At 63.7% G+C, this 13,085-nt stretch carries 11 protein-coding genes; all 11 read left to right on the top strand.

Annotation, left to right across the window (positions count from 1 at the left end):
• Positions 1-108: 108 nt before the first annotated feature.
• The 11 genes from SPHS8_RS07345 to murC all read left to right on the top strand — a co-directional run bounded on the left by SPHS8_RS07345 (position 109) and on the right by murC (position 13,080).
• Positions 109-606 carry a division/cell wall cluster transcriptional repressor MraZ gene (locus SPHS8_RS07345; RefSeq protein WP_201515468.1) on the top strand — a complete coding sequence of 166 codons (498 nt, stop codon included), beginning with the start codon at positions 109-111 and terminating at the stop codon, positions 604-606.
• Positions 603-1,571, top strand: coding sequence for a 16S rRNA (cytosine(1402)-N(4))-methyltransferase RsmH (gene rsmH / locus SPHS8_RS07340; RefSeq protein ID WP_201514948.1), 969 nt, complete (start codon positions 603-605; stop codon positions 1,569-1,571). Before SPHS8_RS07345 ends, rsmH begins: the two co-directional genes overlap by 4 nt.
• Entirely contained in the window at positions 1,568-2,218 is a 651-nt protein-coding gene (locus SPHS8_RS07335) for a colicin transporter (RefSeq protein WP_201514947.1), read from the top strand. Before rsmH ends, SPHS8_RS07335 begins: the two co-directional genes overlap by 4 nt.
• Positions 2,218-3,927: a peptidoglycan D,D-transpeptidase FtsI family protein gene (locus SPHS8_RS07330; protein WP_201514946.1), complete on the top strand. Its 1,710-nt coding sequence runs from the start codon at positions 2,218-2,220 to the stop codon at positions 3,925-3,927. The genes SPHS8_RS07335 and SPHS8_RS07330 overlap by 1 nt, the downstream gene beginning before the upstream one ends.
• Position 3,928: 1 nt before the next feature.
• Positions 3,929-5,371 carry a UDP-N-acetylmuramoyl-L-alanyl-D-glutamate--2,6-diaminopimelate ligase gene (locus SPHS8_RS07325; protein WP_201514945.1) on the top strand — a complete coding sequence of 481 codons (1,443 nt, stop codon included), beginning with the start codon at positions 3,929-3,931 and terminating at the stop codon, positions 5,369-5,371.
• A complete protein-coding gene (locus tag SPHS8_RS07320) occupies positions 5,368-6,747 on the top strand; it encodes a UDP-N-acetylmuramoyl-tripeptide--D-alanyl-D-alanine ligase (protein ID WP_201514944.1) in 1,380 nt (459 codons plus the stop codon). Before SPHS8_RS07325 ends, SPHS8_RS07320 begins: the two co-directional genes overlap by 4 nt.
• Positions 6,747-7,820, top strand: a complete 1,074-nt coding sequence (mraY, locus tag SPHS8_RS07315) for a phospho-N-acetylmuramoyl-pentapeptide-transferase (protein ID WP_097091045.1) — start codon at positions 6,747-6,749, stop codon at positions 7,818-7,820. Before SPHS8_RS07320 ends, mraY begins: the two co-directional genes overlap by 1 nt.
• A gap of 5 nt (positions 7,821-7,825) precedes the next feature.
• The gene (gene murD, locus SPHS8_RS07310; protein ID WP_201515467.1) at positions 7,826-9,148 is read left to right on the top strand and encodes a UDP-N-acetylmuramoyl-L-alanine--D-glutamate ligase; all 1,323 of its coding nucleotides are present in this window, start codon (positions 7,826-7,828) and stop codon (positions 9,146-9,148) included.
• 35 nt (positions 9,149-9,183) lie between these two features.
• On the top strand, positions 9,184-10,386 hold the full coding sequence (gene ftsW / locus SPHS8_RS07305; RefSeq protein ID WP_201514943.1) for a putative lipid II flippase FtsW: 1,203 nt from the start codon (positions 9,184-9,186) through the stop codon (positions 10,384-10,386).
• Positions 10,383-11,549 carry an undecaprenyldiphospho-muramoylpentapeptide beta-N-acetylglucosaminyltransferase gene (gene murG / locus SPHS8_RS07300; RefSeq protein ID WP_201514942.1) on the top strand — a complete coding sequence of 389 codons (1,167 nt, stop codon included), beginning with the start codon at positions 10,383-10,385 and terminating at the stop codon, positions 11,547-11,549. Before ftsW ends, murG begins: the two co-directional genes overlap by 4 nt.
• 109 nt (positions 11,550-11,658) lie before the next feature.
• Complete coding sequence (murC, locus tag SPHS8_RS07295; RefSeq protein ID WP_097091049.1) at positions 11,659-13,080, top strand: UDP-N-acetylmuramate--L-alanine ligase; 1,422 nt, start codon at positions 11,659-11,661, stop codon at positions 13,078-13,080.
• Positions 13,081-13,085 lie beyond the last annotated feature (5 nt).

The raw sequence follows: 13,085 nt of genomic DNA, 5'->3' as shown, positions 1-13,085 counted from the left end.
GCGCATAGGGGTTTGTCAGGCTTTGCTAGTCCTGCGCACCGGCCGCGATGATGCGGGTTGGTGAGCGATGGCCTGCGTCCCTACGAACAGAGGGGCATCAGTCCGTACGTGTCGGATATCATTCTCTTTACAGGCAACGCGTTCAGCGTGGCGGACGGCAAGGGCCGTTTCGTCCTGCCTCTTGAGATGCGCCGACAGGTCAAGCTGTCCAGCGGCGGCGAAACGCGGCTTTATCTCTCGGTCCATGGCGACAACCCCTGCGCCACCGGCTTTGGAGAATCGCACCGCCGCTTCCTGTTCACCGAGGTCGAGGAACTGGCTCGCGAAGCGCGCGCTCAAGGCCGCGACTATAATGCCGACCTGGAACTGGAACGCCGCCTCGGCACGATCGAGGAGGTGAATTTCGACGAGGGCGGCCGCTTCGCCATGCATCCGGACATCAAGGATGAATATGGCATCACCGACGCGGTCTTCTTCTACGGCGTCGGCCGCTACATCCAGATCTGGAAGCCCGAAACGCTTGCCGAGAGCAAGGATCGCCCCGAACTGATCCGCAACAAGGTGCGGCGCTGGCTCGACCAGCGGGCTGCGGGAGGCGGCAAGTGACCGCTGCTGTCGACGCCGGTCGTCACGTCCCGGTTCTGCTCGATGAAGTGCTGCATGCCCTCGCCATCAACCCCGGCGAAGTGCATGTCGACGGCACGTTCGGTGCGGGTGGCTATTCCAGCGCGATGGCGAGCAAGGGGGCGAAGGTGTTCGCCTTTGACCGCGACCCTGACGCGATTCGCGAGGGCGAGGCGTTGGCGGCGGAAAAGGGCATCACTCTGATCGCCGGGGAATTTTCCCGGATGGAGCAGTTGCTGGCCGATTGCGGCATCACCTCGGTATCGGGCGTGACGCTCGACATCGGCGTGTCGTCGATGCAGCTCGACCGGCCAGAACGCGGCTTTTCTTTTCAAGCTGACGGTCCGCTCACCATGACCATGAGCCAGAGCGGGATGAGCGCTGCCGATTTCCTGAACAATGCCCCTGAGCAGGAGATTGCCGACGTCCTCTATCGCTATGGAGAGGAGCCGCGCTCGCGCCGTGTGGCTCGCGCGATCGTGGAGGCGCGTCCGTTGGAGCGTACAGGCCAGTTGGCCAGCGTCGTTCGCCGGGCGCTTGGACATAAGCCGCATGACAAGAAGGATCCGGCCACCCGCACTTTCCAGGCGATCCGCATCTATGTGAATCGCGAGCTTGAGGAACTGGAGCGCGGATTGGAGGCGGCGGAGGCGATGCTGGAGGAGGGCGGCCGCTTGGCCGTCGTCACGTTCCACAGCCTGGAAGATCGTATCGTCAAGCAATTCCTGCGTCAGCGTAGCGGCGGCGAAGGCGCCGGATCGCGCCACCTGCCGGAGCGCAAGGCGGCTGCCGCACCCACCTTCCACAAACCGGCCAAGGCTGTTCGCCCCGGCGAGGTGGAACTGGCCCGCAATCCGCGCGCGCGCTCCGCGACCCTGCGCAGTGCCGTTCGTACATCAGCCGCCATTCCTTCCCGGCAAAGTTCTTCGAGGAGCCCTCGCCCATGATCGCGGTGAAAAGGTTGCAGAGCCTGATCTGGATCCTGCTCGTCGCGCTGGGTGCGCTTGGCGCTTATCTGGTGTCGCTGAAAGTCGCGACGGAGCGCAACGAATTGATGAAGGTGCAGGCGCAGATCGCGCGGGCGCGGGCCGACATCCGCTATCTGGAAACGGAGTTCAGCGCGCGGGCGAGCATGCGGCAGCTTGAACGCTGGAACCAGGACGACTTCATGTACGCCACCCCGACCGCCCAGCAATATCTGGGCGGCGAGCGGGCGCTGGCGAACCTCGACGGCATTCAGCCCAACGGGCCTGATTATGTCGCCCCACCGGTGATGGTGGCGATGGTGCAGAGCCCGGCAGACCTTCCCTCTGCCGCGCAGGCTGTTCCGGCAAGTCCGGCCGCCACGCAGATCCGCAGCGACATCGCCGTGATCCGCGAAGCCCATGCCGCCGACAACGTCGAGAAGATCGCCAAGCCCGCGGCCAAGAGCGCTGCCGAGAAGGCGAAGGACGATGCGGACGTGTCGAAGCCCAACCCGCTCGCCCGCCGTGCTGAGCGGATGGCGATGCTGGACGCCAAGCTGCTCGATGACAGCACCATGGGCGACATAAGCGACAAGGCGGCGCGCGAGCGCAAGAAGGGAGCGCGCTGATGGCGACGATCATCGTTCAGCCCGGTGGCGCAAGGGCAGGCAAGCAGCGGGTCGACCTGACTGCTGTCGCACATAACCGGCTGATGCTGCTGCTCATCCTGTTCATGGCCATCACGGCGGTGGTGATCCTGCGGCTGACCTGGGTCGGCATCTTCGCGCATGGCGCGAGCGGGAATGGCGACGCTTCGGGCTTCCTTCCGGTGCGCGCGGACATTGTCGATCGCAATGGCGTGCCGCTCGCCCGCACGATGGACGCTTATTCGATCGCCGTGCGCCCGTCGAAGCTGATCGGCGAGCCTGCCGAGCTTGCCCGCAAGCTGCACGAAATATTCCCCGATGAACCCGAAGCGGCTTTCTACAAGAAGCTGACGGGTAGAGGCTGGGCCTATCTTCGCCGCCGCGCGCTGCCGGAGGAAGTCGCAGCGGTGAACGCGCTGGGCGAAATCGGCATCGAATTTCCCCGCGAGAAGGAACGCCTCTATCCGCAGCGCAGCCTCGCCGCGCATGTGCTCGGCTTCGCGCCCAACGCGGATGGGCAGGGCGGCATGGGGGTGGAGGCTGCGTTCAACGAACGGCTGACGGACTCGGCGCTGCGTGGGCAGCCTTTTGCCATTTCGATCGACAGCCGGGTGCAGGGCGCGCTGGAAAGCGAGCTTTACGCCCAGATGGTCGCGCAGAACGCCAAGGGCGCGGGTGGCATCATCATGGACGCCAATACAGGCGAACTGATCGCAATGGCGTCGATCCCCGTGTTCGATCCCAACAAGCTTCAGAATTATGCGGGCAAGAAGTGCAGCGAATCGCCGCTCTGCAACCATATGGTCCAGGCGCGTTACGAGCTGGGTTCGACCTTCAAGCCGTTGTCGATCGCCGCGGCGATGGATCGGGGCGTCGTAACGTCCATGGCAAAACGCTATGACGCGACCGCGCCGCTGGCAGTGGCCGGGTTCCGGATCAAGGACGACCACTCGCTCGGCCGCTGGATCAACGTGCCGGAAATATTGGTGCACAGTTCCAATATCGGCACGGCCAGGATCGCCGATGAAATGGGCGCGGCGCCCATGCAGCAGCTATTCCGCAATCTTCAATTTGACCAGCGCGCCCCGATCGAGCTCAAGGAGCGCGCCAAGAGCTTGTGGCCCTATAATTGGGGCCGCATAACTACCATGACCGTATCCTATGGCCATGGCATCGCGGTGACCCCGCTGCATCTCGCCACCGCCTATGCGGCGCTGGTGAATGGCGGCATCTGGCGGCCCGCCACCTTGCGCAAGCTGCACGCCAATGAAGTGCCCGAGGGCCATCGCGTCTTTTCCGCCGCCACCAGCGCTCGGATGCGGCAGCTGTTGCGGATGATTGTCGCGGCGGGTACAGGTCGCAGCGCCGACGCCAAGGGATTCCGGGTAGGCGGCAAGACGGGTTCAGCCGAGAAGCCTGAAGAAGGCCGGTACAACAAGAGTTCACTGGTGACGACTTTCGCGTCCGCATTTCCGATGGATAATCCCCGCTACGTCGTGCTGACGATGATGGACGAGCCCAAGGGCAACGCGCAGACTTTCGGCCTGCGTACCGCTGCCTGGACCGCCGCGCCCGTGGTGAAGCGCGTGGTCGAGCGCACCGCGCCGATGCTGGGCGTGCTGCCCGACGAGCGCCGGGACGTGGATATATCGGACCTCATGCCCCTGCTCGGGCAGAAGGAAAAGCATTGAGATGCGCCTCGGGTCGCTCATCGAGGGGCTGGATGTGAAGCTCGACGCTGCGGTGTCGCTTGACGCCGCAGTGTCGGGCTTCGCGATCGATAACCGGAAGGTTGCGCCGGGCACGGTCTTCGGCGCCTTTCAGGGGCTTCGGGTGAATGGCGAGGACTTCATTGCCGATGCCGTGCGCGCCGGGGCCGTCGCAGTGGTCGCCCGGCCGGAAGCCAAGGTGGAGGGGGCGGCGCATATCGCGCATGACAATCCCCGCCGCCTCTTCGCGCTGCTCGCCGCCCGCTATTTCGCGCCTTTTCCGGAGGTGACGGTCGCCGTCACCGGCACCAATGGCAAGACGTCTACGGTCGAGCTGGCCCGCCAGCTTTGGCGGATGCTTGGCCATCATTCGGCATCTATCGGGACGCTGGGCGTCACCACCTCGGTCGATCAGGTATCGACCGGGCTGACGACGCCGGACATCGTAACCTTCCTCTCCAACATGTCGGGCCTGAAGCGTGAGGGCATCACCCACGCCGCTTTCGAGGCTTCGAGCCATGGCTTGGCTCAGTATCGCACCGAGGGCCTGCCGGTATCTGCCGCTGCCTTCACGAACCTGTCGCGCGATCATCTTGATTATCATGGCGACATGGACAGCTATTTCGAAGCCAAGATGCGGCTGTTCGACGAGGTGGTCGCTCCCGACGGCACGGCAGTCGTCTGGGCCGATGACTTATGGTCCGGCAAGGTTATCCAGCGAGCTACGAAGCGGGGGCTTCGTGTGCTGAGCGTCGGGGTGCAGGGGCAGGCATTGCGTCTTGCCAACCGCACCCCGACCCAGTTGGGCCAGACGCTGGAAGTCGAGGTCGAGGGCAGGCTCTACAAGGTCAATCTGCCGCTGATCGGTGCCTATCAGGCCGCCAACGCCTTGACTGCTGCCGGGCTCGTCATCGCTGGCGGCGAGGACGCGGCGAAGGTCCTGGAACTGCTTAGCCGGGTACAGCCGGTTCGCGGTCGCCTGGAACGCGCTGTGATCACCAAGGCAGGTGCGCCCGTCTATGTCGATTATGCGCATACGCCAGACGGCCTGCGCGCCGCCATCGAGGCGCTGCGGCCGCATACGCGCGGCAAGTTGATCGCACTGTTTGGCGCGGGAGGCGACCGTGATGCCGGCAAGCGCCCGCAGATGGGCAAGGTGGCGGCCGAGTTGGCCGATCATGTCATCATCACGGATGATAATCCCCGGTCGGAGGATCCTTCCGCCATTCGCGCTGCCGTCATGGCTGGGGCATCAAGCGCCGAGGAAATCGGTGGCCGCCGCGCTGCCATCGCCGCAGCGATCGCGCAGGCCGGAGCCGATGACATCGTGCTGCTGGCAGGCAAGGGGCACGAACAGGGACAGATTATCGGCGACCGGGTGCTGCCCTTCGACGATGTCACCGTTGCCCGGGAGTGCGCAGGGTGAGCGACCTCTGGACCTCCGAGGAAATAGCGCAAGCCACAGGGGGCGTCGCTTCGGCGCCCTTCGCCGTTTCAGGTGTCGCCTTCGACAGCCGCGAAGTGACGGGCGGTGACCTGTTCGTCGCGATGAAGGGCGAGACGACGGATGGCCATCGCTTCATCGACAAGGCCTTTGGTCAAGGCGCAGCTGGGGCGATCGTCAGCGAACCGGTTTCGCAGCCCCATATCCTCGTTCCCGACAGTGCCGCCGCGCTGGAAGCATTGGGCCGCGCCTCCCGCGCGCGCATGCAGGGCAAGGTCGTCGGGGTGACGGGCTCGGTCGGCAAGACGGGAACCAAGGAAGCGCTGTTCCATGCGCTCGATCGCATCTGTCCGGATCAGGTGCATCGTTCGGTCAAGAGCTACAACAACCATGTCGGCGTGCCGCTCAGCCTTTCGCGCATGCCTCGTGCGTCGGCCTTCGGCGTGTTCGAGATGGGCATGAACCACGCAGGCGAGCTCGCGCAGCTGACGCGGCAAGTCCGGCCCCATGTCGCCATCGTCACTGCCATCGCCCCCGCGCATATCGAATTTTTCGGCACCGAAGAGAAGATCGCAGAGGCCAAGGCGGAGATATTCGAAGGGCTCGAGCCCGATGGCACCGCCGTCATTCCCTATGACAGTCCGCATGTAGCGACGCTCTACGCCAAGGCGGAGCAGCATGCCGCCCGTATCCTGACCTTCGGTTTCGATGAAGAGGCGGATGTACGCGCGCGTGACATGGTTCCGGCGGCAAATGGCGGCACGTTGGTCACGGCCGCGCTTCCCAGCGCCGAACTCTGCTTTACCGTGGGCGCGCCGGGTGAACATTGGGTATCGAACGCGCTGGCGGTGTTGGCGGCGGTCGAAGCATTGGGCGGCGATCTTGCGGCTGCGGGACTTGCGCTGGCCGAACTGCCGGGTCTGCCGGGACGGGGCGAACGGCGGATGATTGCCGTTGCGGGCGGAGAAGCGCTGCTCATCGACGAAAGCTACAATGCCAATCCGCTCAGCATGGCAGCCACGCTCAAGCAGTTGGGCAAGGAAGACGCCAGCCGTCGCATTGCGGTGTTGGGCGGAATGCGGGAATTGGGCGATCGCAGCTACGAACTTCATGCCGGGCTTGCCGAGCCGCTTGCCACCGGGAAAGTCGATTACGCTATTCTGGTGGGCGATGAAATGACACCGCTGGCCGACACCTTGCAGGGGCAGCGGTTGGCCTTTGCTCATGTGCCGGATACGGCGGCCGCCACCAATCTCATCCAGACGGAAATGCGCGCTGGCGACGCGATCCTGGTCAAGGGCTCGAACGGCATCGGCCTGTCGCGCCTGGTCGCCGCGCTTGGGGAACATAAGAACTAATGCTCTACTGGCTCGCCCAGACCATGGATTTTGCGGGGGTGTTCAACCTTGTCCGCTATTTGAGCTTTCGCGCGGGCGCGACGATCGCGACTGCGCTTATCATTGGCCTGCTCCTTGGCCCCCGGTTCATTGGTTGGCTGCGGGTGCGGCAGGGCAAGGGCCAGCCGATCCGCGACGATGGCCCGCAGAGCCATCTTGCCAAGCGCGGTACGCCGACCATGGGGGGGCTCATGATCCTCACGTCGATGATCACATCGGTGCTGCTCTGGATGGACCTGTCGTCCATCTATGTCTGGGCTTGCCTGTTCGTGACGCTGGGCTTCGGCGCGATCGGCTTTCTCGACGATTATGACAAGGTGACGAAGGCGAGCCACAAGGGGCTGTCAGGCAAGATGCGCCTTGCGTTCGAATTTCTGATTGCTGGCGTGGCGGCCTGGTTGATCGTCAACCAGCATGGCAACACTGCGCTTTATCTACCCTTCTACAATGGGCCCGCGATCGAACTTGGCCCCTTCTATTTCCTCTTTGCTGCCTTCGTGATCGTGGCCTTTGGTAACGCTGTGAATTTGACCGACGGGCTCGATGGGCTGGCGACCATGCCGGTGATCATCGCCTGCATGGCCTTCATGGCGATCGTCTATCTCGTTGGCCGCGCCGACTTTGCCTCTTATCTCGGCATTCCACATGTGCCGGGCGCGGGCAATCTCACCATATTGTGCGGCGCGATTATCGGAGCGGGTCTGGCCTTCCTCTGGTTCAACGCCCCGCCTGCCGCCGTCTTCATGGGCGACACTGGCAGCCTGGCGCTCGGCGGCACGATCGGCGTGATCGCGGTCACCGCGCATCATGAAATCGTGCTCGGCGTCATCGGCGGCCTGTTCGTCGTTGAAGCAATGAGCGTCATCATCCAGGTCTTCTTCTACAAGCGGACGGGCAAGCGGGTGTTCAAGATGGCGCCGATCCACCATCATTTCGAGCAGCTGGGCTGGGCCGAGCCGACGGTCGTGATCCGTTTCTGGATCATCTCCTTCGTGTTGGCGCTTGCCGGTCTTGCAACGCTGAAGCTGCGGTGAGCGATATGGCACTTACCTCTTCAGCCTTTGCTGGCAAAAGCTACGCCGTCCTGGGCCTAGCGCGGTCCGGCCTTGCCACCGTCGAAGCGCTGGTGGCGAGCGGGGCGCGAGTGGTCGCCTGGGACAATCGCGATGAAGCGCGCGCCGCTGTCGCTGATAAGGCTGAGTTGGCGGACCCGCTGGAGATCGACCTTGCCGGTTTCGACGGCGTGGTTGTTTCGCCGGGCGTCCCCCTCAACAAGCATCCAATCGCGATGCATGCGAAGCTCGCGGGCGTGCCGGTCATCGGCGATATCGAGCTGTTCGCGCTGGCCCGGCCGACGCTTCCTCCTCATCGCGTCGTTGGGATCACGGGCACCAATGGCAAGTCGACGACGACGGCGCTGGTGCACCACATTATCGAGGCGGCGGGCATTCCGACCCGGATGGGCGGCAATATCGGATTGCCGATCCTAGGACAGGAGCCGCTGCCGGAAGGTGGTGTCTATGTGCTTGAGCTGTCGAGCTACCAGATCGACCTGACGCAGAGCCTGGACTGCGATGTTGCGGTGTTGCTCAACATCACGCCGGATCATCTTGATCGCTATAATGGCTTTGAAGGCTATGTGGCGTCCAAGGCGCGGCTATTCGGCATGCAGTCGCCCGGCCATGTTGCGGTAATCGCGACCGAAGATGAGCCAAGCCGATCGATTGCCGCCCAAGCGGGCGCCCACCGGGTCGAGGTAAGGGCGGACGACATCGATCCTGCGGAGCAGGCGCGATGGCCATCGCTTCAAGGGCCGCACAATGCGCAGAATGCTGCTGTCGCCATTGCGGTCGCCAAAGCGCTCGGCATTGACGAGGCGACGATCGAGGCCGCGCTGCAAAGCTATGCCAGCCTGCCCCACCGCATGCAGCGCGTTCGCGAACTGAATGGCGTCCTCTACGTCAATGACAGCAAGGCGACCAACCCTGCCTCCACGGCGCCCGCGCTTGCGGCCTATCCACCTGTCGACGGCCGGCAGCGTCTGCATTGGATCGTCGGCGGCCTTGCAAAGACGGACAATCTGGATGAATGCGCCCCATGGTTCGGCAATGTCGCTGCCGCTTACACCATCGGTGAAGCGGGCCATATGTTCGCTGATCTGCTGAAAGATCATATGGCGGTGGATGATAGCGAGATGCTATCGGCCGCCGTCCGCCGGGCCGCTCGCGTGGCGCAGCCCGGCGACGTTGTGCTGCTTTCGCCAGCCTGTGCCAGTTTCGACCAATTCCGGGATTTCGAGGCGAGAGGCGATGCCTTCGTTGCCGCGGTCGCGGCGCTGGAAGAAGGGGGCGTGGACGGCTAAAGGCAGGGCAGGGGCGAAGAAGGGGCGACACAAAAATGTTCAGGGCAGGCGAACTGGTGAAGGGGTTCAAGAACCGCACCGTTCCGCGCGAGCGTACGGCCCTGGCCATCTGGTTCTGGGAGATCGACCGCGTCCTCCTCTCGCTCATCGTGGCGCTGATGGCGATCGGCTTGGTTGCCGTCGCGGCGGCGTCCCCCGTCGCGGCGATCGATCGGTCGACCAGCAGCGTGTCGGTGACGCCGCTTATCTATTTCTACCGGCAGTTGATCTGGGTGTTCATCGGCCTGCCCATCATGCTCGTCATATCAATGCTGCCCCGGCAACAGGCGCGCCGGCTTGCCATATTCATGACGATCTTCTTTGCCTTGATGCTGCTGTGCGTGCCCATATTGGGATCGACCGTGAACGGCGCGCGGCGCTGGATCGACTTGCCCGGTTTCCGCTTTCAGCCGTCCGAGTTTTTGAAGCCGGTCTATGTCGTGACCCTGGCCTGGCTTTTGTCTCTGCGCGGCAAGGACATGAGCTTGCCGGTCATCCCGCTGACGGGCGCCCTGACGCTGCTGATAGCGGCAATCCTGATGAAGCAGCCGGATTTCGGTCAGACGGTGATCTTCCTTGCCTGCTGGGGATGCCTGCTTCTGCTCTCGGGCGTGTCGATGCGGTTCATCGGCATGATGGGCGGGGTGGCGCTGGCGGGCCTGGTTGCCATGTACATGTTCTACGAAAACGGCCGTCAGCGCATCAACGACTTCCTTGGCATCGGCGTTGCGCAAGACACGGGGCCTGACCAGACGGAATTGGCTTTCCGCACCATCACCCATGGGGGCTTCACCGGCGTGGGGCCGGGCGGTGGCCAGCAGAAATTCCGCCTGCCCGAAGCGCACACTGACTATATCTTCTCGGTAATCGGGGAAGAATTCGGGCTTCTCGCCTGCATCGGCATCGCCTGCGTCTATCTGGCGGTCATCGTCCGCGTGCTGCTGCGCATGCTCGACGAGGACGATAATTTCACGATCCTCGCGGCTGCGGGCCTCACCACGCAGTTCGGGTTGCAGGCGATCATCAACATGGGCGTCAATGCCCAGATATTTCCATCGAAGGGCATGACGCTGCCCTTTATCAGCTATGGCGGCTCCTCTATGCTGGCGCTTTGTATCGGGGTCGGCCTGCTGCTTGCGTTCACACGGCGCAATCCCTTCATGGGGCGGCATACCGTCGTCAAATGGAGTGGTCGATGAGCATTTCCCGTCACTTCGTCCTGGCCGCGGGTGGGACGGGCGGTCACATGATCCCGGCGCATGCCGTCGCCGAAGAGTTGATGGCGCGCGGCCATCATGTCGCGCTGGTCACCGACGAGCGTGGGGCGAAGATCCCGGGCATCTTTGATCGCGCGCAGGTCCATGTCCTGCCTGCCGGGCGCATGACGAAGAACCCGAAAAGCTGGCCGGGCGCGCTGAAAGCCATCCTGGCCGGCCGCGCCATGGCGCGTCGCCTCAACGAAACCTTTCGCCCCACCGCTGTCGTCGGCTTCGGCGGCTATCCCGCAATGCCTGCACTGTTGGGTGCGCTGGCGGATGGCATCCCCACCGCCATCCATGAGCAGAACGCCGTCCTGGGCCGCGTGAACCGCCTGCTCGCGCGCCGCGTCGACGCGATCGCGACGGCTTATCCGAAGGTCGAGCGCCTGCGCGAAAGATATGCGGGCAAGGTGCATCTGGTCGGCAATCCGGTCCGCGAGGAAGTCAAGGCGCTGCGAGATGAGGAATTTCCTGCACTGACGGATGAAAGCGTCTTTCGCGTGCTCGTCATCGGCGGCAGCCAGGGCGCCAGCATCCTTTCTTCCGTGGTGCCGGATGGCCTTGGCATGTTGCCGCTCAGCCTGCGCCGCCGGTTGCAGGTCACGCAGCAATGCCGGGCGGAGGATATCGAGCGGGTGCGGCGCTTCTACGCGGAGCTAGAGATACCCGCTGACCTCGCGACCTATTTCAACGATGTGCCGGAAAAGCTGAGCTGGTCGCATCTTGTGATCGCGCGCGCTGGCGCATCGACGCTGGCGGAACTGACTTGTGCGGGCCGTCCGGCCATCCTTGTCCCGCTGCCGAGCGCAATGGATGATCACCAGACGGCCAATGCCCGCGAAATGACGGAGGCGGGCGGCGCGCGGACGATAGCGCAGTCGCGTTTCACTGCCGTCGAACTCGCCAAGCAGATGCAGAAGATGGCGATGGAGCCCGGCGCGCTTCAGAACGCCGCCAAGCGCGCCAGAGCCTGCGGTCGCCCGAATGCCGCGCGCGACATGGCCGACCTGCTCGAAAGCATCGGTCCTGCGCCGATCATGAACGATCCGCTCAAGGTTGGTCCGGTGCCGACGAGCTTGAACTTGCAGGGTGTTCCTGCATGAACATGAACCCCTCACGTCATCCCAGCGAAAGCTGGAATCTCATTCCTTCTCGCGCCGTCGCTCCCAAGGGACCGGGAGGCGGTGCTGTTCGCATTCTGGAGACTATCGCATGAAGGGTGTCGGCACCGACATCGGCACGATCCATTTCATCGGCATTGGCGGCATCGGCATGTCCGGCATCGCCGAGGTGATGCACAATCTGGGTTACAAGGTTCAGGGTTCCGACGTCGCCGAGGGCTATGTCGTTGAAGGGCTGCGCAAGAAGGGCATCGACGTGATGATCGGCCATAAGGCTGAAAATCTGGGCGACGCCGCCGTGGTCGTGACCTCCACCGCGATCAAGAAGGGCAACCCGGAAGTTGATCTGGCGCTGGAACGCCGCGTTCCCGTGATCCGCCGCGCGGAAATGCTTGCCGAACTGATGCGTCTCAAATCCACGGTCGCGGTCGCAGGCACCCATGGCAAGACCACGACGACATCGATGGTCGCGGCCTTGCTCGACGCGGGCGGAGTTGATCCGACCGTGATCAATGGCGGCATCATCAACAGCTATGGCTCGAACGCGCGCCTCGGCAAGAGCGACTGGATGGTGGTCGAGGCCGACGAGAGCGACGGCAGTTTCCTGCGCCTCGACGGCACGCTGGCGGTCGTTACCAATATCGATCCTGAGCATCTCGATCATTATGGCAGCTTCGAAAAGGTGAAGGACGCCTTTGTCGAGTTCGTCGAAAATGTGCCCTTCTATGGCGCTGCGATGCTCTGTCTCGATCATCCGGAAGTGCAGGCGATCCTGCCGCGCGTGCAGGACCGGCGCATCGTCACCTATGGCTTTTCGGCGCAGGCTGATATTCGCGGCGAAAATGTTCAGCCGATCCCCGGCGGCAATCGCTTCGATGTGCAGATCCGCGAGCGGGACGGTTCTCTCCGCCGCATCGAGGGCATCGAAATGCCGATGCCCGGCCGTCATAATGTGCTGAACGCGATGGCGGCGATCGGCGTGGCGTTGCAAATGGGCATCGACGACGCCACCATCCAGACCGGCTTTGCAAAGTTCGGCGGCGTGAAGCGTCGCTTCACCAAGGTTGGGGAGATACCGGCGGGGCAGGGGGTTGCGACAGTGATAGACGATTATGGCCACCACCCGGTCGAGATCAAGGCCGTGCTGGCGGCCGCGCGTGAGGGCGCCAAGGGCCGTGTCATCGCCGTGGTGCAGCCGCACCGTTACACCCGGCTTCGCGACTTGATGGACGAGTTCCAGCAGGCGTTCAACGATGCCGACATCGTCTATGCCGCCCCGGTCTATCCGGCGGGCGAGCAGCCGATCGAGGGCGTGGACAGCGCTGAACTGGTAGCGGGCTTGAAGCGGCGCGGACATCGTTCGGCCGCCACCGTTGAGGGCGCGGACGATCTTGCCCGCGTCATCGCCAGCGATGTTCAGGCCGATGACATGATCATCTGCCTGGGCGCGGGCGATATCACCAAATGGGCTGCGGGCCTGGCTCCGGCTATCGCAGCCAAAGAAGCGGCATGATGGCG

It is taken from the genome of Sphingobium sp. S6, from assembly GCF_905120495.1.
Classification (GTDB): domain Bacteria; phylum Pseudomonadota; class Alphaproteobacteria; order Sphingomonadales; family Sphingomonadaceae; genus Sphingobium; species Sphingobium agri.
The sequence above is the reverse complement of the archived record's forward strand: the minus strand, read 5'-3'. Positions and strand labels throughout refer to the sequence as shown.

Coding starts and splice junctions, on each gene's coding strand:
- SPHS8_RS07325 (WP_201514945.1), top strand. CDS start 3,929: ATGCGCCTCGGGTCGCTCATCGAGGGGCTGGATGTGAAGCTCGACGCT.
- ftsW (WP_201514943.1), top strand. CDS start 9,184: ATGTTCAGGGCAGGCGAACTGGTGAAGGGGTTCAAGAACCGCACCGTT.
- murD (WP_201515467.1), top strand. CDS start 7,826: ATGGCACTTACCTCTTCAGCCTTTGCTGGCAAAAGCTACGCCGTCCTG.
- murC (WP_097091049.1), top strand. CDS start 11,659: ATGAAGGGTGTCGGCACCGACATCGGCACGATCCATTTCATCGGCATT.
- SPHS8_RS07330 (WP_201514946.1), top strand. CDS start 2,218: ATGGCGACGATCATCGTTCAGCCCGGTGGCGCAAGGGCAGGCAAGCAG.
- SPHS8_RS07335 (WP_201514947.1), top strand. CDS start 1,568: ATGATCGCGGTGAAAAGGTTGCAGAGCCTGATCTGGATCCTGCTCGTC.
- murG (WP_201514942.1), top strand. CDS start 10,383: ATGAGCATTTCCCGTCACTTCGTCCTGGCCGCGGGTGGGACGGGCGGT.
- mraY (WP_097091045.1), top strand. CDS start 6,747: ATGCTCTACTGGCTCGCCCAGACCATGGATTTTGCGGGGGTGTTCAAC.